Raw genomic sequence first — 234 nt, 5'->3', positions numbered from 1 at the left:
GGGTCTGACCCCCGGCACCGCGCCCGGGCCGCAGGTGGTGGACCTGCCCTACGCGGGGCCCCGGCTCCCCGGCGGCAGCGGCGCGGTCACCGTGACCATCTACGGTCGCATCCCAGCCAGCCAGACGCTGGCGGCCGGCAGTTCCAGCACCGCGTTCAGCGGTGCCGACGTCCGCCTGGAATATGCCGACAACGAGGTCCGGCGGGGCACGGCCACCGCGCCGGCGGCGTGCAC

Annotated in this window: 1 pseudogene; it reads left to right on the top strand. The window is 76.5% G+C overall.

Annotated features, from left to right (window positions below):
• Window positions 1–234, top strand: a pseudogene (locus ACQG3P_RS24105) (Csu type fimbrial protein); the annotation flags it as partial.

Origin of the sequence: Stenotrophomonas sp. SrG, assembly GCF_050031795.1 — a bacterium.
Lineage (GTDB): Bacteria > Pseudomonadota > Gammaproteobacteria > Xanthomonadales > Xanthomonadaceae > Stenotrophomonas > Stenotrophomonas rhizophila_A.
This window is presented reverse-complemented; position numbering and strand designations above follow the sequence as displayed.